The sequence below is a fragment of the Streptomyces yangpuensis genome, from assembly GCF_024666385.1.
GTDB classification, from domain to species: Bacteria; Actinomycetota; Actinomycetes; order Streptomycetales; family Streptomycetaceae; genus Streptomyces; species Streptomyces yangpuensis.
The window spans coordinates 3,155,147-3,180,048 of sequence record NZ_CP102514.1 but is presented as its reverse complement, the minus strand read 5'-3'; the positions used below and the strand labels follow the sequence as shown (position 1 = coordinate 3,180,048).

Genomic DNA, 24,902 nt, shown 5'->3' with positions numbered 1-24,902 from the left:
GCCTCCCCGCGTGGATGAGTGACAGGGTGACGCCTCTCACATTCATCTGTCGAGAGCGCGTGGCCGGTTTGTGGGGGAACCCGCAGCTATGTCGTTCTCGTCTGGCACGGGGGCGATGCTCTCTAGACGGGACACTGTTAGACATTCGGACAGCCGAACACGGCGGCGATGAGGAGGAGCGGTGGCGGGCGAGTCCCCCGACAAGTCGGTAGATGAAGGAACGCCGGGGGCGGCGGAGTCGTCCGCGCAGCGCGACCCGAGGGTGTCGGTGTTCCGGCCGAGGGAATCCGAGGACGGTGCCGTGGTCGCCCGTAAGGGCGAAAGTGGCGCGGAGCCTGTGGTTCCGGCCGAGGCCGAGGCGGAGGCCGATGCGGAGGTCGAAGCCGAGGCGGAGGTCGATGCGGAGGTCGACGCCGAGGCCGATGCCGGCGCCGAGGCCGGCGGCCGGGATGCGCTGCGCGAGGCGGTGGCGGCCTGGGTCGCCACGACGGACGCCCCTGGGCCGGACGACGCCAAGCCTTCCGCTTCCGGCTCCGCCGCTCCCGAGCCGAAGCCGTCGGCCGAAGCCGGCGGGACTGCGCCCCGTGCGGCCGCTTCCGGTTCCGCTTCCGCGGGTACGGCCGAGCCGTCGGCCGAAGCTGATGGGACTGCGTCCCGTACGGCAGCGAAGCCGTCGGCCGGGGCTGAGGCGGCTGGTTCCGCTTCGGCGGAGCCGAAGGCTGCGGCTCCGGCTGCGGACAGCGAGCGTACGGCTGTGTTCCGCGCAATGAAGCCCGGCTCCGGCGGGGCGCCGAAGCCGTCGGCCGAGGCCGAGGGGACTGCGTCCGGTACGGCGGCGAAGCCGTCGGCCGGGGCCGAGGCGGCTGGTTCCGCTTCGGTGGAGCCGAAGGCTGCGGCTCCGGCTGCGGACAGTGAGCGTACGGCTGTGTTCCGTGCCGTGAAGCCGGGCTCCGGCGGGGCGTCGAAGCCGTCGGCCGAGGCCGAGGGGACTGGTTCCGCTTCGGTGGAGCCGAAGGCTGCGGCTCCGGCTGCGGACAGTGAGCGTACGGCTGTGTTCCGTGCCGTGAAGCCGGGCTCCGGCGGGGCGCCGAAGCCGTCGGCCGGGGCCGAGGGGACTGCGTCCCGTACGGCCGCTTCCGGCGCTGCGGACAAGCCGTCGGCCGAGGCCGCCAAGGGCGGCTCCGCTTCGGCGGAGCCGAAGGCGGCCGCGGACAGCGAGCGCACTGCGGTGTTCCGCGTGCCGAAGGTGGACACGGTGAAGCCCGAGGGCGGGCAGAAGCCGAAGCCCACCCTGGCGAAGCCGGCCTCCGCTTCCGCACCGGCGTCGGCTCCGGCTCCCGCCGACGAGGACGCCGACAGCGAGCGCACCGCCGTTTTCCGCGCCCCCAAGCCCAGCACCTTCGTGCCGCTGCGCACCGACGGTGGCGGCACGGCCGAGGCGAAGCCGAAGCCGAAGACCCCGGTTCCGCCGCCCCCGCCGACCCCGTCGGCCTCCGCGGCGGCCGCCACCGAGCGGTTCGACCGGAGCGACCGGAGCGAGCGGACCACGCAGCAGCCGCTGCCGCCCAAGCCGCCGCTCGACATGCTGGCGGACCTCACGAACAACCCGCCCCCGCCGCCGAGCCCGCTGCGCACCGCCGTCCGCCGGGTCAAGATCTACGCGCCGCTCGTCGTGCTCCTGGCGGTCATCCTGGCCGTCGTGCAGCTCGTACGCCCGCTGCCCGAGCCGAAGCTCGTGATGACCGCGAAGTCCTCGTACACCTTCGACGGTGCCGCTCCGCAGCTGCCCTGGCCCACCGAGGGACAGGCCTACATGGCGGCCGCCGGCCTCGGCACGCTCGGCCAGTCCGGCGAGCAGAAGCCGGTGCCGATCGCGAGCGTCACCAAGTCGATGACGGCCTACATCATCCTGCGCGACCACCCCATAAAGAAGGGTGAGCAGGGCGCGATGATCGACGTCGACAAGACGGCCGAGACCGAGGGCAAGAAGAACGACTCCGTCAACAACGAGTCCACTCTCGACACGGTCAAGGAGGGCGACAAGATCTCCGAGTACGACGCGATCGCCGCCCTCATGATTCCGTCGGCCAACAACATCGCGCGGCTCCTCGCGCGCTGGGACTCCGGTTCCCAGGAGGCGTTCGTCAAGAAGATGAACGACACCGCCAAGGAACTCGGCATGACCAACACCACGTACACGGACCCCTCGGGTCTGGACGCGACCACGGTCAGCACCGCCGAGGACCAGGTGAAGCTGGGTCTGAAGCTGGTCGAGATCGAGACGCTGCTCGACATCACCAAGAAGCCGAACTGGGTCGACCCGTCCGGCAAGAGCTGGCGCAACTGGAACGGGCTGACCGGGCCCAGCGGTGCGCTCGGCATCAAGACCGGTACGACGACGAAGGCGGGTGGAAACCTGCTCTTCGCCGCGCAGAAGAAGATCGGCAACACCAACCAGCTGATCGTCGGAGCGGTCCTCGGCCAGCACAAGCCGTCGATCATCGACACCGTGCTCGCGGCGAGCAAGCAGCTGATGACCGGTACGCAGAAGGCCCTCGAAGGCGCGACCGTCGTCAAGAAGGGTGACGTCGTCGGCTACGTCGACGACGGACTCGGCGGCCGGACGCCGGTCGTCGCCACCGCCGACGTGCAGGCGATCGGATGGGCCTCGCTGACCGTGACCGTGAAGCTGGCTGACGGCGGGAGCAAGATGCCGCAGACCGCGACGGCCGGCACCGAGGTCGGCATGCTGACCGTCGGCGAGGGCGCCAGCCAGGTCAAGGTGCCGGTGGCGCTCAAGAGCGACCTGGCCTCGCCGGGCATCGGCAGCAAGCTGACGCGCATCGGCTGACCGGCCGGCCGGCCGACCGACCGGCTGACCGGCCGACCGGCTGAGCGGCTGAGCGGCTGAGCGGCCGACCGACCGGCTGACCGGCGGGCCCGCCGTCCGTGGGCGTCCTCGGGCGGCCATGGACGCCGCAGCGAGAGCGCTCATCCGGCGCCCCGGGCAACCCCGGGGCGCCGGTGTGCGTCTAGCGAGTGTCCGCCGGGCCAGGCGGGACGTTGACGACAAAGCCCGGGGCCCAGGGCCTCGGGCCCAGGGCCCGGCAACCCGGGACGCGCGGACGCGTACCGGTGGGGATCCATGTGTGGGGGAGTGCGGCAGTGACCACCGCTGAGCAGCAGGGCAGGCGCGGAGCAGCCGTCCCGTCGGCAGACGGTGGCGGCGACCCGGGCCATGACGCCGTGCCGCCGCAGCAGGGGCCGCAGAGGCAGCAGGAGCCGCAGGAAGGGCCCCCGCGGCGCACCCGCAGCCGCGTCCTCGATCCGCTGCGCCGCCACCCGGTGGCCGTCGCCACCCTGGTCGCGGCCGTGCTGCACGTCGTCTGGTTCTTCGCCTTCGCCAACAGCGGCGGTGACCTCGCCGCGCAGGACGCCTGGGCGGAGTTCGTGGGCCGGCATCCCGACTCGGCCTACAACCTCGCCTGGTACGGCGGCATGCACCCCGTCTCGTACAGCGTGGTCTCGCCGTACCTCATGCACATGCTCGGCGTACGGACCACGATGATGATCGCGGGCACCGTCTCGGCCGGGCTCCTCGCTCTGATCCTGACCCGCTGCCGCGGGGCCGTGCGGGAGCCGCTGTGGCCCGCGCTGGCGGGGGCGTACGGGCTGTTCTGCAACGCGCTCTCGGGCCGGGTCACCTTCGGGCTCGGTGCGATGTTCGCCCTCGGCGCGGTCGCGGCGGTCTTCTGCTGGCCCCGCAAGTGGGCGCGGCGGCGCTGGGCGAAGGCCGCGGTCGCGGCCCCGCTGGCCGGGATCGCGACCGCCGCCAGTCCCGTCGCGGGCCTGTTCCTCGGGGTGGTCGCGGCCGCGCTGTTCCTGAGCCGGCGGCGCCCCGGTGCGTACGCCCTCGGGCTGGCGCCGGTGGCCGTGGTCGGGCTGTCGGCCTGGCTCTTCCCGTTCTCCGGGACCCAGCCGATGAAGATCGGTTCGGCCGGGCTGCCGTTCCTGTTCGGGCTGCTGATCTTCTTCCTCGTACCGCGGCGCTGGAAGACCGTCCGGATCGCCTCCGCCGTCTACGCCCTCGGGGTCTTCCTGACCTGGGCGATCGACTCCCAGGTCGGTTCGAACGTCACCAGGATGGTGATGCTGTTCGGCGGTGCCGTGCTGCTCGCGGCCCTCCCGTACGAGGTCCCGCGCTCGCGGCGCTGGTACGGGGTGCTGCTCGCGTTCGCCGGGCTGAACGCATGGATCACCACCAACAGCATCACGGACATCGTCCGTACGACCCCGGTGGCCGCCTGGAACCGGGAGCTGGCCCCGCTCGTGGACCAGCTCCAGAAGGCGGGCGCGGACCGCGGCCGGGTCGAGGTGGTGCCCGTCAGCAGCCACCGCGAGTCCTCCGCCTTCCCCTCGTACGTGAACCTCGCGCGCGGCTGGAACCGGCAGGCCGACCTGGAGCGCAACCCGCTCTTCTACGACGACACCCTCACCGCCGACAGCTACCGGGCCTGGCTGGAGCGCTGGGCCGTGCACTACGTGGTGCTGCCGGCCGACAAACCCGATTCGGGCGGCGAGGACGAGGCGAAGCTGGTGCGCGCCGGGCTCCCGTACCTCCAGCAGGTGTGGGGCGACGCGAACTGGCAGCTCTTCAAGGTCGACGCGCCGACGAACCTGGTGACGGGGCCGGCGAGCGTGGTGCGGGCGGGCGCCGACCAGCTGGTCATCGACGCGAGGCAGGCCGGACGGGTGCTGGTGCGGATCCCGCACTCGCCGTGGCTGGGGCTGGTGGACGGGGCCGGGAAACCGGTGCCGCCGCCGCAGGAGACCGCGGACTCCAAGGCGCGCGGTGCCGTGCCGAAGGAGTTCGCGAACACGGCCGGCTGCCTGTTCAAGGCGCTCCCGGACGGCGAGGGCGACGTGTGGACCGAGCTGCTGGTCCCGGCGCCGGGGGAGTACCGGGTGGCGGGGAAGTACCAGCTGCCGCGAGGTACGCCCTGCCCGGAGGAGGTCGTCCGGGCGGCGTTGGGAGCGCCGGAGCGTCCGGCTCCGGCGACCGGCTCGACTCCTTGATTTCTTTACGTTCCGGTCCGGGTGCGTTGCTCCGTATATATGCATACGATCCCAGTAGTCCGATTGGGTGCTTCCTGAGGGAGTTGACGACGGGATGAACAAAGAGCAGAAGCGGGACGTCCGGGCGGCCATCGCGAAGGCGCAGGAGACCACCTCCCAGCCGCCCCGCCCCCCGGGCCACGGCTTCGACGGTCCTGTACGGAGCAAGGTCAAGGGCGGACTGCACACGAAGGCCGATCTCAAGCGGGCCGGCACTCCGCAGGGTGACCGCATCGGCGAACGCACCAGCGGCCTGAGCTGACCCCGTGGTCACAGTCACCGGGGTCGCATCCGCGATGGCGCAGCCCTTCCGGCCCCGGCCGGGAGGGCTTCGAGCGCCCTGAGAGACGGGCCGGCCGGCTGCGGGGCGGGCCGGGCCGGGCGCGTCGGGCAATCCGGGCCGGGCGCGTCGGGCGGGCCGATCCGGGCGCGTCGGGCGGGCCGATCCGGACCGGCACGGCTCGATTACGGCCGGATCTCGCGGGATCAGGCCGGATCCCGCCGCTCACCCGCGCGGGCAGGCCGATTACCGTGACCTGACCATGAACGAGATGCAGCGCGGAGCACGGCTGCGGCCCCGCCTGCGGCTGCCGGCCTGGACCTCTACCCTCACCTGGAAGGCCGCGGTCTTCATCACCCTGATGTGCTGTGGGCTCGCCGCGCTGCTCGGGTGCCTCGTGCACGGTGCCATGACCCGCCAGACCGTCGGCACGGCGCGCGAGAAGGCGCTCACCAAGCTGGAGCGGAGCATCCAGGGGTACGAGATCGGCGCGCGCCTGCCCCGGGGCGAGGGCATCGACCCCGCGGGCCTGCCCCCGGGACTGCACGCCCTGGCGCGCGGCGGGAAGCGCGGCACGGAGGTCGGCACGCACCGCGGGCGCCCCGTGATGTGGGCGGCCGCGCCCGCCGAGGACGGCACCGCGATCGCGGTGTTCGTGGACTTCCGTGGCGCCGAGCGGACCATCCTCAACCTCGACCGGGCCATCCTCGGCTCCTCGGGCCTCGCCATCGGCGTCACCCTCCTCATCGGCGCGGTCGGCGTCACCCGGATCACCCGGCGGCTGCACGTGACCGCGCAGGTGGCCCGCCGGATCAGTGCTGGCGACCTGGACGCCCGGGTCGGCGACGCGCCCCGCAACAAGGACGAGGTGGCGGCGGTCTCCCGGGCCCTGGACACCATGGCCTCATCGCTGCAGCGCAAGCTGGAGGCGGAGCAGCGGTTCACGGCGGACGTCGCCCACGAGCTCCGCACCCCGCTGACCGGCCTGAACGCGGCCGCCGAGCTGCTGCCGCCGGGGCGCCCGGCCGAGCTCGTACGGGACCGGGTGCGGGCGATGCGCGCGCTGACCGAGGACCTGCTGGAGATCTCCCGCCTGGACACGCGCAGCGAACGCGTGGAGCTGGACCGGCACGACCTGGCCGACTTGGCGGCCCGCACGATCCGCGCGTCCGGGACGGACACGGCCCTGACGGTGCTGGCCTCCCCGCGGGTGGAGACGGACCGGCGCCGCCTGGAGCGGATCCTGGGCAACCTCGTGGCCAACGCGCACAGCCACGGCGCCGCCCCGGTCACGGTCACGGTGGACGGCCCGACCCTGACGGTGACCGACGCGGGGCCGGGCTATCCGGAGTACCTGATCGAGACCGGGCCGCAGCGGTTCCGAACCGAGGGCACGAACAAGGGCCACGGGCTGGGCCTGACCATCGCCGTCGGCCAGGCGCAGGTCCTCGGCGCCACCCTCGCCTTCCGCAACCGGGCGGAGGGCGGCGCCGAGGCCCGCGTCACGCTCCCAGAGCCCGCAGCACCGGCAGCAACTGAGCCTCCTCCCGGTCGAGATGGCCTTCCAGCTCCCGGCTCAGGCGCTCGACCCGCTCGCTGAACCCCTCGCCGACGCCGGGCGCGTCCAGGGCCCGTACCAGCTCCTCCTGAAGCCGTGCGATGACGCGGTGCTCGGCGTCGACACGGCGGAAGAACTCCCGCATGTGCGGATGCTGTTGCTCCAGGTGCGGGAAGAGCCCCGCGTCCTCGCTGCGGTGGTGGAACTCCAGGGTGTGGCAGAACGCCAGGCAGTGCTGGCGCAGTTGGAGCCCGAGCGAGGCCGCCCCGGCCCCCGGGGCGCCCGCCTCCGCCGCGCCGTCCGCCGCGAGCTCCCGTACGTGCGCCAGCTGCGCCCGCAGCCAGCCGTGCACGCTCAGCAGCTTCCCGGCGATCCCGCCCTCCTCCTCGGGAACCTCGTGCGTGCGCTGCAGCGCCACGACGGGGATCACTCGCGCGGTGCGCGCCTGGTACTCCCCGTACCCGGGCTCGGCCCGGACGATCTGCGCGAACAGCTCGTCGCGCCGCGCCCCGGCGGCGGGCACGGCGACCGCCTCGTACTCCTCGGTCCCGGTCTCGACCTGGACGAGGGGGCGCGCGAGGAGGTTGTGGTACCAGGCGGGGTGCCGGTCGGCCCCGGCGGCGGAGGCGACGACGAGCGGCGTGCCGCCGCCGTCGCGCAGGAACCCGAGCGGAACGGTGTGCGGCGTCCCGGACCTGGCGCCGGTGGTGGTGAGCAGGAGCAGCTCGGCCCCTTCGAAGGGCCCGCCGACCTTGCCGGCGTTGGCCCTGAACTCTGCGATGACGTTCTCGTTGAACTCGTTGCAAGATGACACGGAGTGCGGATTTCCTCACGGTGTGTGCGTGCGATTGGCAGCGTCTACAACCGAGGGAGATCACCCGTAGCCGGTGGCGTATGTGCCCATGGGCCCGGTCCTTCACAAGCAGGTGCCTGCCCAACCACCGCCCGGCCCACATCTCAGTAGGCGGCGTCACGCGACACGTGCGCCATCCAACCACAACGCGAAGAGGACCCCCAGCCGTTTACGGCGGGGGGTCCTCGACTGTGCCCTCGGCAGGATTCGAACCTGCGACACCGGCTTTAGGAGAGCCGTGCTCTATCCCCTGAGCTACGAAGGCGGGGGCTTGTCGGAAACGTTGCCGGAAACCCCAGAGGGATCACCCGAGCCGCTTCGGCAAGCGTGCTGGTCAGACCACGTGCGCCCACCCAGGTGGAGTTGCCCTCGCGGACACTTTCCCCGGCACACGCCTGGTAGCCGTCTGACCGCTGACAGCCTAGCGGATCAGGCTGGGAGTGGTCGCATGGATTGCCGCAGGTGCGGGTCTGGGGCGAGGGCGCGGCTGTGACGTGGGGGTTCTGAGGGCTGGGGGTGTGGCCGCGGAAGTCGGGTGTGTGGCGACGGGGCGGAGGGGCGGCTGCGGCGTCCGTTATGTCTGCTTGCCTGCTGTGGAGGCGTAAACGGGGCGACGGCCGCAGGCGTGTCAGGCGACGTGGAGCGCCTGCATGTGCCGCTTCCTGGACCGGCTTGTCGGGTACTTCGATCGCAAGGTCCACCTGATCGTCGACCGGCACTCGGCCCACCCGCGGTCTGCTGCTGACGGCCGACCGCCTCCTCGACGGCGAACTCGCCGACGCCACCACCGCCGGCCGGCACCGCGGCGCCTGCCTCGCGCTGCGGACCGCACTGGAGCTCCGCGTCGAGCAGGTGCTGGACGCGGCGACGCCCGGCCTGTCCCGCACCACCGGGCGCGCCAAGCTGCTCCTCCTGCGCTCCGTCGCGCCGGCCGAAACGGGTCGGCGGGCGAAGGCCCTCTGGTCTCAGCTGAGTCTGGGATGCCACTACCACCTGTACGAGCTCGGACCCACGTACGACCAGGTGAGGGTCTGGCGGGCCGAGGCCGGCGGTCTCGTCCGGGAACTCGGTAACTGACCGTTCATCACCGTCCGCTTCTGATAGTTGTTTCACGGGGTACGGGCACATGCCCGTGGCGGTGTCCCCCGACACCGCAGGGAGGACGCACATGAGCACCACCACTCGGGACGAGATCCTCGCCGGCGAGCAGCAGGCAGTGGACCACGCGTACGACTGCTACACCACGAAACTGGCCGAACTCAGCGGCACCTCGGCGGCCACCGCCTCGGCGAGCGGCAAGGACGGGATCGCCAACCGGGCCGCAGCGGAGGCGCGGGCCGAGGCCTACGGGGGACTGGGCGACGAGGCGCTGGTCTTCTCCCGCGTCGACGCCCCCGAGGACCCGGGCGGAGAGCCCCGGCCGTGGTACATCGGGCGCCGTGGGGTGAAGAACAGCGACAACGATCCGGTTGTCCTGCTGTGGACCAGCCCCCTGGCGAAGGCCTGGATCGAGACCCGGCCCGAGAGCCCGGGCGAGGTGGTCCTGCGCCGTCAGCTCCGCTGCGTACAGCGGATCGTCGAGGGCTACTTCGACGAGATCTCCCCGCCGGCACCCACTCCCGAACCCGTACCCGAGCCCGTCGGCGTACCCGAGCCCGCCGCCGTACCGGTGCCCCGTCAGGCCGCCGACGACAGCGCGGCGGAGGAGACGGGCGCGTCCCCCGCCCCGGAAGGGCCGTCGGCCCCCACGCCCGGCGACGATGTCGTCCGACGGCAGCGGCGTAAGGCACTCCAGCCGGACGACTTCCTGCTGCAGGAGCTCCAGCGGTCGCGCGGCGGCCGGATGAGGGACATCGTCGAGACCATCCGCCGTGACCAGATGGCGCTGGTCACCGGCTCGCCCGCGGACATCCTCGTCGTGCAGGGCGGCCCCGGTACCGGCAAGTCGGCGGTCGGTCTCCACCGGGTGACCTGGCTCGTCAACAACGAGCACTTCAAGGCCCAGGACATCCTCGTCATCGGCCCCCACCAGCGGTTCCTCGACTACGTCGGCCAGGTCCTTCCCACCCTCGGCACCCGGGACGTCAACGCCGTCCAGCTGGACCGGCTGTGGGAGGGCGAGACCCTCGGTGTGGACTCCCCGAAGGCGCGTCTGGTGAAGTCGGGCGAAGGCATGGCGGCCGTGCTGCGGCGCCGGGTCGAGAGCGACTACCGTCCCGACGCCCTCGACGCCCTCACCGTCGTCCCCTCCTACGAAGGCGACGAGCCCGCGGTCGTCGTCACCGCCGGCAGCACGACCCTCCGCGTGCCGAAGTCCGAGGTCCTCGCCCTCCTCGACCAGGCCCACGCCGGCGACGGGCCCTTCCGGGAGCGACGGGACCGCTTCCGCGGCCTGTTCGTCGACCGGCTCCTCCAAGAGCTCGCCGATGTCGCCCCGCGCCGCGGACAGGCCGACACGATCCGCCGCGACCTGGAACGCAACCGCCGCGTTGAGCGCCTCGTCGAACGCGTCTGGCCGTCCCCCGGCCCCCGCGAGGCCCTGCGCAGCCTCTACGACTCGGCCGACCTCCTGCGGGAATGCGCCGACGGCATCCTCGACGAGGGCGAGCAGGCAGTCCTGTTGCGGGCGCGCGCCGCCAGCGCCGACGCCGACCCGTGGACCCTCGACGACCACGTCTGCCTCGAAGAGCTTCGCGTGCTGATCAGCGGCGACACCCCACCGCGATACGGCCACATCGTCGTCGACGAGGCCCAGGACCTCACACCCATGCAGGCCCGCTCCCTGCGGCGGCGCTGCGCCGCGGGCGGCTCCATGACCGTCCTGGGCGACCTCGCGCAGGCGACGGGCGCCCACACCCCGACGAGCTGGGACCTGCTCGGCGCACTCCTCTCCGACCACGGCGACTGGAGCGTCGCCCAGCTCACCACCAGCTACCGCGTCCCCGCCGAGATCATGGAGTTCGTCGCCCCTCTCGCCCGCGTGGTCGCCCCGTCCCTGCCCTATCCCCAGGCTGTCCGTGAGGCGGGCGTGGACGCCGTACGGACCGTGGCGACCGAACCGTGGAAGCTGCTCGACGACACCGTCGCCCACGTGGCACGGCTGGTGCGCACCAGCGACGGCAGCACCCCCCGCTCTGTTGCCGTCATCGTCCCCGACGATTCCGACTGGCTGGACGCCATCAGCCACCGAATCCACGAGGGTGGCGCCATCGCCGAGCGGGATCGCGATGCCGTGTCCGTACTGGCCGCCGCGCAGGCCAAGGGAATGGAGTACGACCACGTCCTGGTCGTCGAGCCCGCGACGATCGCCGACCGCGGTCCGGCCGGGCTGCGCCAGCTGTACGTGGCACTCACCCGCAGCACCCAGAGCCTGACGGTCCTGCACACCGCCGCGTTGCCGGAGGCGCTCACCACATCCGCGGACGACGCCGAACCCGCGGCACCGGCGGTCCGGCCGACGGGTGCGGCGGAAAGCCTTCCCCGGATCGGCAGCGATGTCCGGGTCGAGGTCGTGGGCCACGTCTCCGGCGGCCGGTACAAGGTCAGGCCACTGTCTCCGGTGATCGGCCGGCCCCTCGTGCTCACCGTCCGCCAGGGCTCGGTCCCCCCGCGCCGGGGTGCCAAGCTGGACTGCTGGGTGTTCGCGAACGACACGAGCCAGACGGTGCTCACCGCCGATCAGCGTGGCCGATCGCCCGTCTCGGAGCGGATGGCGGGGCGCTATCTCGCGGCGCTGGACGTGCTGGGAGAGCTGACCGGCAGCGACGGCGACGTTCCCGACGCCCGCAGCCGCCTCTCCGAACTCCAGGGCATGGCCAACCGCATCCTTCGCCGGGACCAGGCCGACTGGGTCGATGTACTTCATCTGTTCGGTGATCCGGACAGAGAGCACCTCGGAGCTCTTCGAGACCTTGCCGCGACAACCAACCGTGCCCTCAAGGAGGGCACCTTCGATGCAGGTCGGCTCGCGGAGGCGCTGGACGCATCCGGCTGGGCAGGGCCCCTCGCCGACGCGCGGCGAGAGCTCCAGGAGCGCTTCGGCACGGCGACGAAGCCGAACTCCAACGGCGCGATCCCCGTCGCCCCGACGCAACCAGACCAGAAAGAAGAAGTGCAGATGACTACCGCGGACACCGCCGCCGCAACACCGGCTGCGACCACGAAGGACGGCTTCCTCCTCGCGCTGGAAGCAGCTGCCGGGGCCGACCGTACGTGCAAGAAGCACGAGGCCGTCCGTCATGCGCTGAAGGCATCACTGCTCTGGGCGGACCTCCAGCCGGCCGACTCCTCGGTCGTCGACGTCAGCTGCGCCACCCAGCACGGTCTCTTTCTCTACGAGGCCCTGGGCGCGGGTTGTTCCACCTATGCGGACCTGCGATCGGGTGCGACCCGCCTGCTCGAGATCAACCACACGCTGCCCGCGCCGGCCGACGCTCTCTACCTTGTCCTTTCCGAACCGCCCGCCGAAGACTGGTCCGTGGACACGATTCGCGACGTCTTCCGTGTCAATGTCATCTGGCGCAGCCCGACCGGCTGGGGCGGCGACAACGCACATGCCGCCTTCGGCTCCTCCGGGTGAGCAACCACCAGTAGCCGTAGGTCGGTTCGTTTGTTCGGACTGTCTCCGCTGACGGGTGGGCGTCAGTCGACCCCTCTCAGGTAGACGCGGCTGCTCTGTTCGTCGATCTGCGCCACCGCGACCTTGAGCCAGTTCAGGTCGCCCTTGCAGGGAGCGCACACCTGCCCCTCCCGGACCTTGGGAAGCGAATCAGGTTCCGGCAGCCCCAGGCGTGCGAAGGGCGTAGCCGGTGTTGCCTCTGCGGCAAAGGGCTGCTCGCGCAGTCTGAGCGGTTGCTCCGGCTTCAGCTGGGTGAGGAAGGGGTCGACGGCTTCCGCTGGGAGGACGAAGGAAAGGATCAACCCGTCGTCCTGGAATCCCCTGCGGTGCGCCGCCGCGGTCTGGGTCGCTGTCGGGGGGACCTCTACGTGCAGGGTCCGGGCGACGGACTCGGCGGTGGTTCCCTCGACCCAGTCGGACGTCCCCGGGTCCGCCGAGCGGACGCCTTCCCTGCCGCTACCGCCGGACGCCCCGGAGCATCCGGCGGCGAGCGCGCCGAGCACCACCGCCGCCATGGCGAGCGCCGGGGCGCGCCCCGGGCGTCGTGCGCGGATCATCGGGCCGCCTCGTTGCGGCCGATGTCCGTACGGGTGCCGTCCCGCCCGGTGTCCTCGGGAGGGGGCCAGGATCCGCCCGCCGACAGATCGTGCCGCTGCACCGAGCTGCTTCCTCGCATGTCGAACTCCCTGGCCAGTCCTGTCGTGTGCATGCGGGCCATGTCGGCATCGGTGACGGTGGTCGGACCGATCGGCGTGGCCTTGTCTTGGTTCTGAGCCCGGCTCCCCGGAGAGGGCCGTGCCCCGGAACCAGCCTGTGCGGCCGGCTCCGGGGCGCGGTCGTACGGGCGGCCCGGGGCCGCTCGGTGGGGGAAGGGGGTCAGTCCTTCTCGTAGAAGCCGAACATGTCGACGACGAGGTGCGTGCGGTCCCAGCCGCGGTTCCAGAAGTCGATGACGCCGGTGGTTCCGGTGCTCGCCTGAACCAGGTTCGGTACGGTCTCGCCCCTCGTCCAGTTCAGGTTGGAGGAGTTCGGCGGGGTCGGCCTCTTCGCGGTCTTGTCCAGGTACTGCGCCCAGGTGTTCGGGTCCGGGGCGACCGTGAGGTGCCCGCTGCCCTGGGTGTCGGTGACCGTGGTGTTCAGCACGAACGCCGTGACCGTCGGGTCGCCGTCCGACAGCGGCAGCCAGCGGTAGTCCTGTCCCTCGACCGGGAAGTCCCACTCGCGCGAGTCGTGCAGACGCGTCGGCTGCGTCGGGATGTAGGAGGCCTTGCTGCCGGGGCTGTAGTAGCCGACGACGTCCACGATGACGTCGGCCGGGTCCCAGGCGCCGTTGCGGATGTTGATCCTGCCGTCGGAGCCCACCGGGACGATCACCGAGTTCGCGATGGTCTGACCGGCCTTGAAGTTCACGTTCGACGTGCCCGGCGCCGTCTGCCCGCTCGGGAAGACGGTCAGGTGCCCCGCGCCGCGGGGGGCCGTGACGGTGACGTTGAGGGCCACGGCGGTGACGCCGCTCGCCGGGACCGCGCCGTTGCCGGCGACCTGGAGTCCGAACGTGCTCTGCCCGGCGACCTGGCCCCAAGTGCCCTGGCCCGTACGGCTGTCTGCGATACGGAACGGGTCCAGCGAGGTGTAGCCGCCGGCGCTGGCGGAGGGGCTGAAGTAGCCGGTGACGTCCGCGAGCAGGTCGACGTCGCCGTAGCTGCGGTTGACGAGCTCGACGTAGCCGTCCGCACCGACCGGCACGATCGTCATGTTCGGCACGGTCTGACCCGCGACGAAGTTGACGTTCGAGGTGGTCGGCTGCTCCGTGCCCGACGGGTAGGCGGTGATGTGGCCGCCGGAACGCGGGCTGACGACGGTGATGTTGAGTGCCACGGCGGTCGCGTCGGCCGGGATGCCGCTGTTGCCGCCGACCTTCACGCGAGCCACGCCGTACGGGGTGACCGGGCGATCGGTGCCGCCGATTCCGGACCGGGTGTCGAGCAGCCGGGTCGGGGTGTGCGGGGTGAACTTCGAGCCGAGGGACTGGACCTCGACGCTGTTGGTGGCGGTCACGTTGTTGTTCTGGTCGGTCAGGGTGACCGTGACCTTGTGCTTTCCGACCTCGGCGAAGGTGTGCTTCGAGGTCAGGAGCTTCGTCCTGGTGACGTGCTCGGTGTCGGTCTTCCCGTCGCCCCAGTCGATGTCGACCCGGACGGGGGTGTCGACGCCGGTGGTGACCTGGGACGCGAGGCTGATGCCGCGCGCGCCGGAGGCGGTGGCGCGCAGGCCGACCGCGAGGCCGGCGTTGTCCTTCGCAGCTCCCGCGGCACCCGTGGCTCCTGCGGCTCCCGCGGCACCCGCGGCCCCCGCGGCCTGCGGAGCGGCCGCCGCCTTGCCGGTCGTGCGGACCGTGCGCTCGGCCGGGCTGTGGAACACGGCGGACTTCGCCGCTGCCGCCTTCGCGGATTCCACCTGCGCGGAGACGCTCCCCTTGCGCTCCGCGGGCTGCTCGGCGGCCTGGGCCGCGGTCGGTACGAAGCCGATGGCTGCCGCTACGACGGCAGCCGAGATCATGACGCGGTGTTGGTGCACCGGTCCCCCCTTGATATTGAACTGGTTCAGAAAGTGAAGCGCGTTCACGGTACGCATAGTCGCCGGTCGATGCGAACGTATTTTCGATACGCGTGAACGCCTTGCCGATGGGGACGACGGGGCGTGCGTGGCGGTTGCACCGAAAGTGATCGAGTTTGATCGCAGGGTTCTCGCTGGCGAGCGAGGGCGTCCGGGGCGTCCGGCGCGCCCGGGGCCCCGGTGTCCGGTTCGGGGTGGTTCCGTCTGCCTTCCAGGGGCGGATTCGAGCCGTTTGCGCGTGGCTTGAACGACCAGGCGGGCTGGCGGGAAATGGCCGTTCGAGCTCCGCCCTCCGCTGCCCTGTCCCGAGGATCTGCGCAGCATTTCGGCGTTCGCGTCCCCGCCTCGTGGTGGCGCTCCACCGGAGCGGGCCCGCCCCGCGCCCCCGGCGACTTCAGCACGCAATCTTGACCCGCGCCCCGTCCCTGGACGACTGTGGCGCGGATCAGCCGGTGGGCGTGAGCGCCGCATGAGGCCGGCCGGCCCGCTGCATAGGCTGACCATGGGTCAATCCGGATCCGGGTCAGGGTCCATGGAACGAGGAGAATCACTGATGGTCGGGTCCCGCGTCCTTTCCTTCGGCCACTATCAGCCGTCGAAGGTGTTGACCAACGCCGATCTGGAGCAAATGGTCGAGACCACTGACGAGTGGATTCAGAGCCGGGTCGGGATCAGGACCCGCCGGGTGGCCGCCGCGGACGAGTCGGTTTCGGACATGGCGGCAAAGGCCGCAGCACACGCTCTGGCCAATGCCGGGCTGACCGGAGCGGACATAGATTTCGTCATCGTGGCCACCTGCACCGCGCAGGACCGCTCTCCCAACATGGCGGCCCGGGTCGCGGCGGCCGTCGGCGCCAAGGCCCCTGCCGCGATCGACGTGAACACGGCTTGTTCCGGGTTTCCGCACGCGATGGCACTGGCGGACCAGAGCATCCGGACCGGTTCCGCGACCAAGGCCCTCGTCATCGGCGTGGAGAAGCTGACGGACTTCGCCGACTGGACCGACCGCACCACCTGCGTTCTCGTCGGCGACGGAGCCGGCGCGGCCGTCGTGGCCGCCTCCGAGGAGTCCCTGATCAGCCCGGTCGTGTGGGGCTCCGTACCCGAGATGGGGCACGCCGTCCGCATCGAGGCGCCGTCCCACACCTTCTCCCAGGAAGGGCAGTCGGTGTACCGCTGGGCCACCACCGCCCTGCCGAAGGTCGCGCTCCAGGTGTGCGAGCGGGCCGGCGTCAAGCCCGAGGACCTGGGCGGCGTCGTCCTGCACCAGGCCAACCTGCGGATCATCGAGCCCCTGGCCCGCAAGATCGGCGCGGTCAACGCCGTCATCGCCAAGGACGTCGTCGACTCCGGCAACACCTCGGCCGCCAGCATCCCGCTCGCGCTCTCCAAGCTCGTGGAGCGCGGCGAGATCGCGAAGGGAGCCCCCGTGCTGCTCTTCGCGTTCGGCGGCGGCCTGTCCTACGCCGGCCAGATCATCCACTGCCCGTGACCGGGACGGACGACATGACCACGGTGAAGTCCTCCTCCGCCGCCCCCTGGTGGCCGCTGCTACGGCTCCGGGAGGCGGCCGCGCCCAGGCTGCGCCTGCTGGTGTTCCCGCACTCCGGCGCCGGCCCCAACACCCTCTTCCCCCTCGTCGGTCCGCTGCCCGACGACGTCGAAGTGCTCGGACTGTCGCTGCCCGGCCGGGAACGCCGCTTCGGCGAAACCCCCGGCTGCCGCCTCGACGAGGTGCTGGACTCCGTCACCGACGAGGTGCTCGGCCGGGACCCGCTGCCCACCGTGGTCTTCGGCCACAGCCTCGGGGCGCTCCTCGCGACCCGCGCCGCGCAGCTCCTCGGCCCGCACTGCCGCGCCGCCGTCGTCAGCGGCCAGGTCCCCGGCCGGACCCGGCGCCGGGCACACGCCACCAGTACCGAGGAGGACGCCGTCCGGCTGCTGCGGGACGGCGGGGGCACCCCGGACTGGGTCCTGCAGGACCCGGACATGCTCGCCCACGTCACGCGCGTCCTGCGCGCCGACCTCGACCTCGGCCGGGAGGCCGCCGTCGGGTTCGAGGACGTGCGGCTCGACGTGCCCCTGTACGTCATCGGCGGCACGGCCGATCCGCTGGTCCCGCACGAGCCGCTCGACGGCTGGGCCGAGCACACGACCGGCCCCTGCCGGGTCCGCCGCTTCGACGGCGACCACTTCTTCCTCCTCGCCGACGCGCACCGCGGCGCCGTCGTGGAGATCCTGCGCGAGGCCCTCGCGCACTGACCCTCACTGACCCTCACTGATCAGCACTGATCCTCACTGTTCCGCACCGGCCGCCGCCGCGTCCCCGGACGGCCCGCAAGGGCGTACGGCGGCGGCCCCGGCGCCTCCGGCGGCCCGGGAGGACGTCAGGGCCGGATGATCCGGACCTGGTAGCTGCCGTCGCGCAGTTCGCCCACCACCGAGATGCTGATGCCGGCCTTGTCGTCGGTGAAGGTCTCACCCGGCCGGAACGGGGCGTCCGACAGCTCGGCGTGCACGTTGGGCCGGCGGGTGCAGCCGCCGCTCGCGCCCGAGCTGTCCGACACGGTCACGGGGCCCTGCCCGGTGTCCACGTCGGAGTCCACCTTGTAGATGAGGACGCCCGGCCGGCAGACGGCCTCGTCGTTGCCGGCCCGGGTCCGCACCTCCACGGCGTATCCGGCGCTCTCCGACAGCGGGACGAACGCCAGCTTCATACCGCCCTCCGCCGCCAGCGGGGTCAGGACGTGGTCGCTCGTACCGGCCTTCGACGCACAGGAGATCTGGGTGCTGTCCAGCCAGCCCAGCTTCCACTTGTGCCAGCCCATCAGGTCGTTGTTGGCACCCCAGTCCTCGCTCATGATGTCCCAGTGCCCGACCGTGTTCCCGCCGTCGGAGGTGTAGAGGTCGGGCAGCCCGAAGACGTGCCCGTTCTCGTGCGGGAGCACCCGGTAGCCGGTCTCCCGGTAGGTCCCGGAGCCGTCGTCCTGCCGGCTGTAGACGAAGGACGTGTTGGACAGCGGCACCCCGTCGGCCGTCGGCGCCTCGCCGTTGCCCGAGAAGGTCACCGACAGCACGGTGTCCAGGGCGGACGGACCGGCGTTCGGCGTGACCAGGATGTTGACCAGGTCGTACCGGCTGAAGTCCACCTCGGAGTCGGCGGCCTTCGCGATGTGCTCGACGAGCTGCCGGTAGCCCGGCTCGTACGAGGACCCGCGCTCGATCCCGTACGCCGCGAACGGCATCGGCATCCGCAGCCAGGTCCCTATGGGCGCCTCGGCCCGGTAGGTCAGGCGGCCGTAGGAACTGGTGCGGAACCAGTCGGAGGTCTGCGGGAAGAACTCCGCCAGCCGGTCCAGCGCCGTGCCCTCGCCCTTGGCGTCGGGGAAGTCGATCATCAGGTTCAGAGCCCGGACCTCTCCCGTCGAGCGCGAGTACCCGGGCGGGGTCGGCATGCCCTCGGACATCTGCACGCCCATCGTCCCGGCGATCCGGCACGGCGCGAGCGCCGATTCGACGGTCGTGGCCACCGGCCCGGCCGCGGACTGGCCGCGTCCGGATATCCCCGTGCTCGCGGTCGCCGTGACCCCGATCGCCAGCGCGGCCAGGCCGATGTACGCGCCGGTGAGGTGTGGTCTGCGTATCCGGCGGCGGGTCTGCGTCATGGAGCTCGCCCTCGGGTCCGCGGCAGCCGGCCGTGTCCGGTCTGCGCCCTGTGCGATTCACCCTCCGCCGGGCGCGCCGCGCCCGCGCGCCGGGAGAGGCCAAACGGTGACGGGCGGCCTTCGGTGGCGTGACCCGGCTCACACGGGCGAGTGAAATAACCGGGGATCGGTTCCCCGTTTGTACGTGAGTCCCCGCCAAGCGGGGAACGGCTCCCCGTTTGAGGGCCGGCCCGTACCGCCCGATCCGACCACCGCCCCAGGGAGGCCCCGGAGATGAAGCGCCCCAGTACGACCGCCCCGACCGCCCCGGCCGCCCCGGTGGCCCCAGAGGCCGCCCCGACCGCCCCGGCCGCCCCGGTGGCCCCGGTGGCCGGCCCGGCCTGCGGCGCCCACGCCGCCCGCGCGGGCGCCGTGCCGCGCCCGCGCGCCGACGCCGTCCGCAACCGCGAGCGGATCCTGGCGGCGGCCCGCGAGGCCTTCGTCGAGTTCGGCTCGGCAGCGCCCCTCGACGAGGTGGCCCGGCGGGCCGGCATCGGGAACGCCACCCTCTACCGGCACTTCCCCGACCGCGACACCCTCGTCCACCACGTCGTGCTCTTCACGACCGAGCGGGTCACGGCCTCGGCCGAGGCCTCACTCGCCGAGGAGCCCGACGCCTTCGCCGCGCTGTGCCGGTTCACGCACACCGCCGCCGACGAGCGGATCGGCGCCCTGTGCCCCATGCTCGCCGACGGCTTCGACCAGGACCACCCCGAACTCCTCGCGGCGCGCACCGCGTTGGCGGAGGCCGTCGAGACCCTGCTGGCCGCGGGGCAGGAGTCCGGACTGGTCCGCGCGGACATCGGCGTCGGCGACCTGATGGTCGCCCTCTCCCAGCTCAGCCGCCCCCTCCCGGGCACCGCCTGCTTCGACACCGACCGCTTCGCCCACCGTCATCTGCAGCTCTTCCTCGACGGGCTGCGGACCCCGGCCCGTTCCGAACTCCCCGGTTCCGCAGCCACGTTGGAAGACCTGACGCTGAAAACCATGTGACACCGCAAAAGCTTACGAACTAGCATTTTTCAGTCATTCCGCACAGTGAAGTGGGTACCCCCATGCCGAAAACAGCCGCGACACCCGTGTCGGCTGCCGATCCCAGCCGCTGGAAGGCGCTCGTCTTCATAGCGCTGGCCCAGCTGATGGTCGTCCTCGACGCGACCATCGTGAACATCGCCCTGCCCTCCGCCCAGACCGACCTGGGCATCTCCGACGGCAACCGCCAGTGGGTCATCACCGCGTACGCGCTGGCCTTCGGCGGACTGCTCCTCTTCGGCGGCCGCATCGCCGACAAGTGGGGCCGCAAGAACGCCTTCGTCGTCGGTCTCGTCGGCTTCGCCCTGGCCTCCGCGCTCGGCGGCGCCGCGAACGGCGAGGCCATGATGCTCGGCGCCCGCGCCCTCCAGGGTGCCTTCGGCGCACTGCTCGCACCGGCGGCCCTCTCCCTGCTCGCGGTGATGTTCACCGACGCCAAGGAGCGCGCCAAGGCCTTCGGCATCTACGGCGCGATCGCGGGCGGCGGCGGTGCCGTCGGCCTGATCCTCGGCGGCTTCCTCACCGAGTACCTCGACTGGCGCTGGACCTTCTTCGTCAACATCCCCTTCGCGGTCGTCGCGGCCGTGGGCGCCTGGATGGTCATCCGCGAGCCCGCCGGCTCCCGCAACCGCGCCCCGCTGGACATCCCCGGCGTGCTCCTGTCCACCACCGGTCTCGTGGCCCTGGTGTACGGCTTCACCCGCGCGGAGTCGGCCGGCTGGTCGGACACGGTCACCGTGGCCATGTTCGTCGCCTCGGCGGCCCTGCTCGCGGCGTTCGTCTTCGTCGAGTCCAAGGTGAAGTCCCCGCTGCTGCCCCTGCGTGTCCTGCTGGAGCGCAACCGCGGCGGCGTCTACCTCTCGCTCGGCCTGGCCGTGATCGCGATGTTCGGCCTGTTCCTCTTCCTCACCTACTACCTGCAGGTCGTGAAGGGCTTCTCGCCCGTCAAGACCGGCTTCGCCTTCCTGCCGATGATCGCGGGCATGATCCTGGGCTCCACCCAGATCGGCGCCCGCCTGATGACCCGTGTCGCGCCGCGCCTGCTGATGGGCCCGGGCTTCCTGGTCGCCGCGGTCGGCATGCTGCTCCTGACCCAGCTGGAGGTCGGCTCCTCCTACCCGGCGCTGATCCTGCCGGCGCAGCTGCTGCTCGGCCTCGGTATGGGCACGGCCTTCATGCCGGCCATGTCCCTGTCCACGCACGGGGTCAACCCGGCCGACGCCGGTGTCGCCTCCGCCATGGTCAACACCTCGCAGCAGGTCGGCGGCGCCATCGGTACGGCGCTGCTGAACACCATCGCCGCCTCGGCCACCACGGCGTACCTGGCCGACCACGCGGCCGAGGCCGCCGCCGGCGGGGCCGCGGCCCAGCTGGTGCAGGCGCAGGCCATGGTCGAGGGCTACGCCTCCGCCATCTGGTGGGCGGTGGGCATCCTGGCCGCCAGCGCGGCCATCGCCCTGACCCTGATCAACACCGGCCGTCCGGGCGCGGGCGACCCGGTGGCCGCCGGGTCCGGCTCCGCCGAGGACGCGGAGTTCAAGGTCCCGGTGATCGCCCACTGATCAGGGCCGCAGGCCCGCGGGAATGACTGCACACCCCGCTTGGTTCAAATTTGAACCAAGCGGGGTTAGTCTTTTCGAGGCAGCCCTGAACCACGACGGAGGAGCGCCCCATGACCCCGGCCACCGCACCCCACGCCCGCACGGGCGCGACCCCCGGTGGGACGCGCATGCCGGCGCTCTACCTCAGCCACGGGGCGCCGCCGCTCGCCGACGACCCGGTCTGGCCGGGCGAACTGGCCGCCTGGTCGGCGGAGCTGCCCCGCCCCCGGGCGATACTCATGGTCTCCGCCCACTGGGAGGAGGCCCCCCTCGCCCTCGGCGCGACCGAGCCCGCCCCGCTGGTGTACGACTTCTGGGGTTTCCCCGAGCACTACTACCGGGTCCGCTACGACGCCCCGGGCGCCCCGGAGCTGGCCGCCTCGGTCCGGGCGCTGCTGCGGGCCCCCGGCACCCCGGTCCAGGACATCCCGGACCGCGGCCTGGACCACGGCGCGTACGTCCCGCTGGTGGAGATGTACCCGGAGGCCGACATACCGGTCCTCCAGGTGTCCCTGCCGACGCTGGACCCGCGCCGCCTGATGGACATCGGCCGCACGCTCGCGCCCCTGCGCGACGAGGGCGTCCTCATCGTCGGCAGCGGCTTCTTCACCCACAACCTGGCCGCGCTGCGCCACACGGGCCCGGGCGTTCCCGCCTGGTCCGCGGAGTTCGACGCGTGGGGCCACGAGGCGCTGGCCGCCGGCGACGTCGACGCCCTGCTCGACTTCGAGGCCAAATCCCCCTCCGGCCGCCTGGCCCACCCCCGTACGGAACACTTCGCCCCGCTCTTCGTCACCCTCGGCGCGGCCGACGCCACCGGCGACCTCGCGGCCCGCCGCGACCCGGTGGACGGCTTCTGGATGGGCCTGTCGAAGCGCAGCCTGCAGTTCGGCTAGCGGGTGTCCGTCAGGGCGCCGGTGACCGAGCCGTCGATTCCGCCGAGATGCGCCCGGGCCTCAGTCGAACGGGCGTCCAGGCAACCGCAAGCCCGCGGAGGCCGTCCTCAGGGGTGGGAGTGCAGCCGGGGCGGCACCGTTCCGAGTGAACGAGGTGGCGCCGAGCGTGACGGCCGTCTCACGGGCACGAGCCCGCGGGCCGTGTCGGACCGGCCCCCGTTCCGGGGCTGACCTGCACCTCTTCGAGGCCGCGCGATATTCGGCCCCCTCTCGTGGCGGGGCAGGATACTGCAAGATCTCGGAAAAGAGGGACCAGCGTGGGAATTCTGTCCCGTTTCCAGTCGTTGTTTCCTTCGGAAGCGGGCACTCGGGAGAGTGTCCGAGGGCGCACCACCGCACCACGGTGGCCGTCCGGCAGCCGCACCGCGACCGAACTCATCGCAAGGGAGCACGCATGGCAACCCGCGCCGTCGCCCGCCGTCAGTCCACGAGCAGCGCACGCGCTGTGGGCGGGGAGATCGCAGACCGCGACCTGGTCGGGATGTACCTGGACGAGATCGCGCGCACCCCGCTCCTCGATGCCGCCAGGGAAGTGGAGCTCTCCCAGATCATCGAGGCCGGTGTCTACGCCCAGCAGATCCTCGAAGGCGCGACGGAGCGCGAGGGGGACGCGCCCACCCGCGAGGAACTGGAGGCGCTGGCCGCCGAGGGGGAGCGGGCCAAGGAAGTGTTCATCCGCTCCAACCTCCGCCTCGTCGTCGCCGTCGCCCGGCGCTACCCGCGCAGCGGCCTGCCCCTCCTCGACCTGATCCAGGAGGGCAACGCCGGCCTGGTCCGCGCCGTGGAGAAGTTCGACTACACCAAGGGCTTCAAGTTCTCCACGTACGCCACGTGGTGGATCCGCCAGGCGATCACCCGCTCCATCGCCGACCAGTCCCGCACCATCCGCCTCCCCGTCCACCTGGTCGAGGAACTCGGCCGGATCCGCCGGGTCCAGCGTGAGTTCAACCGGGAGAACGGCCGCGATCCGGAGCACGCCGAGATCGCCGCCGAGCTGGACTCGACGGAGAAGCGCGTCGGTGACGTACTGGACTGGGCGCGCGACCCGGTCAGCCTGAACATGTCGGTGGACGACGAGGGCGACACCCAGTTCGGTGACCTCTTGGAGGACACCTCGGCGATCTCCCCCGAGCAGTCCGTGCTCTCGCTGCTGCGCAGCGAGGAGCTGGAGGACCTGCTCGGCAAGCTCGACCAGCGCACCGCGTCGATCATCAAGATGCGGTACGGGATCGACGACGGCCGCGAGCGGACCCTGACGGAGGTCGGCAAGCAGCACGGCCTGACCCGCGAGCGGATCCGCCAGATCGAGAAGCACGCCCTGCTGGAGCTGAAGCGGATGGCGCGCGACACCGGCTTCGACGCCGTGGCCTAGCCGCCCGCGTCGAGCCCCCGAACGAGCCCCGGTGCCTATCCCCCCCAGGCGCCGGGGCTCCCCCCTGCCCGGGCAGAAGGCGGGGAGGACACCCCCGGGACACCCCCAGCCGTCCGCTGCCTCCCGCGGGGCACCCCTAACCGTCCGCCGCCTCCCGCGGGGCACCCCTAACCGTCCGCCGCCTCCCGCAGGGAGCCGGCTCCGGTCAGGCGTGCGCCCAGCGTGCGGGCCGCCTCCGCCAGGGAACCCGGTGCGCGGACCGTGAAGGGCAGGCCCGTCAGGGCCAGCCGGGCCGCCAGCCACTCCGGCGCGTCCCGGCTCTCGAAGCGGACCACGGCCGGCGTGCCCCCGCCCGGCACCGCGGCCGCCCGCAGCCACTCCGGCAGCTCCGCCGCGCCCGCCTCGAAGGCGACCTCCACCGCGTACGTCCGCGAGCCGTGCGCGCCGAGCCCCCGCCGGACGAACTCCTCCGGGTCCATCGGCAGCTCCCGCGGCGCGAACCGGGCCCCCGTCGCGAAGGGCTCGGTCACCCGGTCCACCCGGAAGGTCCGCCAGTCCTCCCGCTCCAGGTCGTAGGCGACGAGATACCAGCGGCTGCCCGTGCTGACCAGCCGGTACGGCTCCACCAGCCGGCGCGTCCCGGCCCCGTCCCGCGCCCGGTAGGCGAACCGCAGCCGCTCCGGCCCCGCCACGGCCGACGCCATCGTCGTCAGCGTCCGCGGGTCCACGCTGGCCCCGTCCCCCCGCGTCAGCGCGATGGTGGCCGACTGCAGCGTGCCCACCCGGTGTCGCAGCCGCGACGGCAGGACCTGCTCCAGCTTCGCCAGAGCGCGTACGGAGGCCTCCTCGACCCCCTCGATCGCATGCCCGGCCCCCGCCCGCAGCCCCACCGCGATCGCCACGGCCTCCTCGTCGTCGAGCAGCAGCGGCGGCATCGCCGCTCCCGCCACCAGCCGATAGCCGCCCTCGGCCCCGAGCGTGGCCTCCACCGGGTAGCCGAGCTCCCGCAGCCGCTCGATGTCGCGCCGGATGGTCCGCGCGCTCACTCTCAGCCGCTCCGCCAGCTCGCTCCCCGGCCATTCGCGCGGGGTCTGGAGAAGGGACAGCAGGGAGAGCAGCCGTGCCGGTGTGTCGGTCATGTGATCCAGGTTGCCAGCGAAATAGGACACTCACTGACCTATATCCCGTCTAGGTTTC

18 protein-coding genes and 1 tRNA gene are annotated in these 24,902 nt (G+C 72.2%); 12 read left to right on the top strand and 7 right to left on the bottom strand.

Annotated elements, in window-relative coordinates:
• Positions 1-1,051: 1,051 nt before the first annotated feature.
• From NRK68_RS14410 to NRK68_RS14395, 4 genes are all read left to right on the top strand, one after another.
• Positions 1,052-2,851, top strand: a complete 1,800-nt coding sequence (locus tag NRK68_RS14410) for a D-alanyl-D-alanine carboxypeptidase family protein (RefSeq protein WP_257855933.1) — start codon at positions 1,052-1,054, stop codon at positions 2,849-2,851.
• A 314-nt stretch (positions 2,852-3,165) separates the two neighbouring features.
• The gene (locus NRK68_RS14405; RefSeq protein WP_373023542.1) at positions 3,166-5,076 is read left to right on the top strand and encodes a DUF8823 domain-containing protein; all 1,911 of its coding nucleotides are present in this window, start codon (positions 3,166-3,168) and stop codon (positions 5,074-5,076) included.
• A 94-nt stretch (positions 5,077-5,170) separates the two neighbouring features.
• Positions 5,171-5,377, top strand: a complete 207-nt coding sequence (locus tag NRK68_RS14400; RefSeq protein ID WP_220819254.1) for a hypothetical protein — start codon at positions 5,171-5,173, stop codon at positions 5,375-5,377.
• A 280-nt stretch (positions 5,378-5,657) separates the two neighbouring features.
• Positions 5,658-6,995, top strand: a complete 1,338-nt coding sequence (locus NRK68_RS14395; RefSeq protein ID WP_257855932.1) for an ATP-binding protein — start codon at positions 5,658-5,660, stop codon at positions 6,993-6,995.
• Here NRK68_RS14395 and NRK68_RS14390 read toward each other — a convergent pair.
• Both NRK68_RS14390 and NRK68_RS14385 read right to left on the bottom strand, forming a co-directional pair.
• Positions 6,898-7,767: a nitroreductase/quinone reductase family protein gene (locus NRK68_RS14390; protein ID WP_257855931.1), complete on the bottom strand. Its 870-nt coding sequence runs from the start codon at positions 7,765-7,767 to the stop codon at positions 6,898-6,900. The two genes, NRK68_RS14395 and NRK68_RS14390, sit on opposite strands and share 98 nt — an antisense overlap.
• Before the next feature lie 231 nt (positions 7,768-7,998).
• Positions 7,999-8,071: transfer RNA gene (locus NRK68_RS14385), tRNA-Arg, on the bottom strand.
• A gap of 587 nt (positions 8,072-8,658) precedes the next feature.
• On the opposite strand from NRK68_RS14385, the gene NRK68_RS14380 reads away from it, so the two are divergent.
• On the top strand, positions 8,659-8,883 hold the full coding sequence (locus NRK68_RS14380; protein WP_257855930.1) for a hypothetical protein: 225 nt from the start codon (positions 8,659-8,661) through the stop codon (positions 8,881-8,883).
• Positions 8,884-8,974: 91 nt separating this feature from the next.
• Entirely contained in the window at positions 8,975-12,385 is a 3,411-nt protein-coding gene (locus NRK68_RS14375; RefSeq protein WP_257855929.1) for a HelD family protein, read from the top strand.
• A 62-nt stretch (positions 12,386-12,447) separates the two neighbouring features.
• On the opposite strand, the gene NRK68_RS14370 is transcribed toward NRK68_RS14375, so the two are convergent.
• The 3 genes from NRK68_RS14370 to NRK68_RS14360 all read right to left on the bottom strand — a co-directional run bounded on the left by NRK68_RS14370 (position 12,448) and on the right by NRK68_RS14360 (position 15,001).
• Positions 12,448-12,981 (bottom strand): hypothetical protein, encoded by a 534-nt coding sequence (locus tag NRK68_RS14370; protein ID WP_257855928.1) that lies wholly within the window; start codon positions 12,979-12,981, stop codon positions 12,448-12,450.
• Positions 12,978-13,100, bottom strand: coding sequence for a hypothetical protein (locus NRK68_RS14365; RefSeq protein WP_257855927.1), 123 nt, complete (start codon positions 13,098-13,100; stop codon positions 12,978-12,980). Before NRK68_RS14365 ends, NRK68_RS14370 begins: the two co-directional genes overlap by 4 nt.
• Positions 13,101-13,300: 200 nt before the next feature.
• Positions 13,301-15,001, bottom strand: a complete 1,701-nt coding sequence (locus NRK68_RS14360; protein ID WP_257855926.1) for a PKD domain-containing protein — start codon at positions 14,999-15,001, stop codon at positions 13,301-13,303.
• 592 nt (positions 15,002-15,593) lie between these two features.
• Between NRK68_RS14360 and NRK68_RS14355 the strand changes: the two genes are divergently transcribed.
• Together NRK68_RS14355 and NRK68_RS14350 are read left to right on the top strand one after the other, a co-directional pair.
• Positions 15,594-16,532, top strand: coding sequence for a beta-ketoacyl-ACP synthase 3 (locus NRK68_RS14355; RefSeq protein ID WP_257855925.1), 939 nt, complete (start codon positions 15,594-15,596; stop codon positions 16,530-16,532).
• Entirely contained in the window at positions 16,529-17,302 is a 774-nt protein-coding gene (locus NRK68_RS14350; protein WP_257855924.1) for a thioesterase II family protein, read from the top strand. Before NRK68_RS14355 ends, NRK68_RS14350 begins: the two co-directional genes overlap by 4 nt.
• 125 nt (positions 17,303-17,427) lie before the next feature.
• On the opposite strand, the gene NRK68_RS14345 is transcribed toward NRK68_RS14350, so the two are convergent.
• On the bottom strand, positions 17,428-18,705 hold the full coding sequence (locus tag NRK68_RS14345) for a M6 family metalloprotease domain-containing protein (RefSeq protein ID WP_183067737.1): 1,278 nt from the start codon (positions 18,703-18,705) through the stop codon (positions 17,428-17,430).
• A 273-nt stretch (positions 18,706-18,978) separates the two neighbouring features.
• On the opposite strand from NRK68_RS14345, the gene NRK68_RS14340 reads away from it, so the two are divergent.
• The 4 genes from NRK68_RS14340 to NRK68_RS14325 all read left to right on the top strand — a co-directional run bounded on the left by NRK68_RS14340 (position 18,979) and on the right by NRK68_RS14325 (position 23,705).
• Positions 18,979-19,737: a TetR/AcrR family transcriptional regulator gene (locus tag NRK68_RS14340; RefSeq protein WP_257855923.1), complete on the top strand. Its 759-nt coding sequence runs from the start codon at positions 18,979-18,981 to the stop codon at positions 19,735-19,737.
• Positions 19,738-19,799: 62 nt separating this feature from the next.
• A complete protein-coding gene (locus NRK68_RS14335; RefSeq protein ID WP_183067735.1) occupies positions 19,800-21,338 on the top strand; it encodes an MFS transporter in 1,539 nt (512 codons plus the stop codon).
• Between the two features lie 110 nt (positions 21,339-21,448).
• A complete protein-coding gene (locus NRK68_RS14330; protein WP_257855922.1) occupies positions 21,449-22,273 on the top strand; it encodes a dioxygenase family protein in 825 nt (274 codons plus the stop codon).
• Between the two features lie 454 nt (positions 22,274-22,727).
• On the top strand, positions 22,728-23,705 hold the full coding sequence (locus NRK68_RS14325) for a sigma-70 family RNA polymerase sigma factor (RefSeq protein ID WP_257855921.1): 978 nt from the start codon (positions 22,728-22,730) through the stop codon (positions 23,703-23,705).
• 167 nt (positions 23,706-23,872) lie between these two features.
• On the opposite strand, the gene NRK68_RS14320 is transcribed toward NRK68_RS14325, so the two are convergent.
• The gene (locus NRK68_RS14320) at positions 23,873-24,844 is read right to left on the bottom strand and encodes a helix-turn-helix transcriptional regulator (protein ID WP_257855920.1); all 972 of its coding nucleotides are present in this window, start codon (positions 24,842-24,844) and stop codon (positions 23,873-23,875) included.
• Between the last annotated feature and the right edge of the window lie 58 nt (positions 24,845-24,902).

Excerpts from the sequence above, each read along its gene's own strand:
- NRK68_RS14400 (WP_220819254.1), top strand. The coding sequence starts at position 5,171 with ATGAACAAAGAGCAGAAGCGGGACGTCCGGGCGGCCATCGCGAAGGCG.
- NRK68_RS14395 (WP_257855932.1), top strand. The coding sequence starts at position 5,658 with ATGAACGAGATGCAGCGCGGAGCACGGCTGCGGCCCCGCCTGCGGCTG.
- NRK68_RS14375 (WP_257855929.1), top strand. The coding sequence starts at position 8,975 with ATGAGCACCACCACTCGGGACGAGATCCTCGCCGGCGAGCAGCAGGCA.
- NRK68_RS14370 (WP_257855928.1), bottom strand. The coding sequence starts at position 12,981 with ATGATCCGCGCACGACGCCCGGGGCGCGCCCCGGCGCTCGCCATGGCG.
- NRK68_RS14365 (WP_257855927.1), bottom strand. The coding sequence starts at position 13,100 with ATGCGAGGAAGCAGCTCGGTGCAGCGGCACGATCTGTCGGCGGGCGGA.
- NRK68_RS14355 (WP_257855925.1), top strand. The coding sequence starts at position 15,594 with ATGGTCGGGTCCCGCGTCCTTTCCTTCGGCCACTATCAGCCGTCGAAG.
- NRK68_RS14345 (WP_183067737.1), bottom strand. The coding sequence starts at position 18,705 with ATGACGCAGACCCGCCGCCGGATACGCAGACCACACCTCACCGGCGCG.
- NRK68_RS14340 (WP_257855923.1), top strand. The coding sequence starts at position 18,979 with ATGAAGCGCCCCAGTACGACCGCCCCGACCGCCCCGGCCGCCCCGGTG.
- NRK68_RS14335 (WP_183067735.1), top strand. The coding sequence starts at position 19,800 with ATGCCGAAAACAGCCGCGACACCCGTGTCGGCTGCCGATCCCAGCCGC.
- NRK68_RS14330 (WP_257855922.1), top strand. The coding sequence starts at position 21,449 with ATGACCCCGGCCACCGCACCCCACGCCCGCACGGGCGCGACCCCCGGT.
- NRK68_RS14325 (WP_257855921.1), top strand. The coding sequence starts at position 22,728 with ATGGCAACCCGCGCCGTCGCCCGCCGTCAGTCCACGAGCAGCGCACGC.
- NRK68_RS14320 (WP_257855920.1), bottom strand. The coding sequence starts at position 24,844 with ATGACCGACACACCGGCACGGCTGCTCTCCCTGCTGTCCCTTCTCCAG.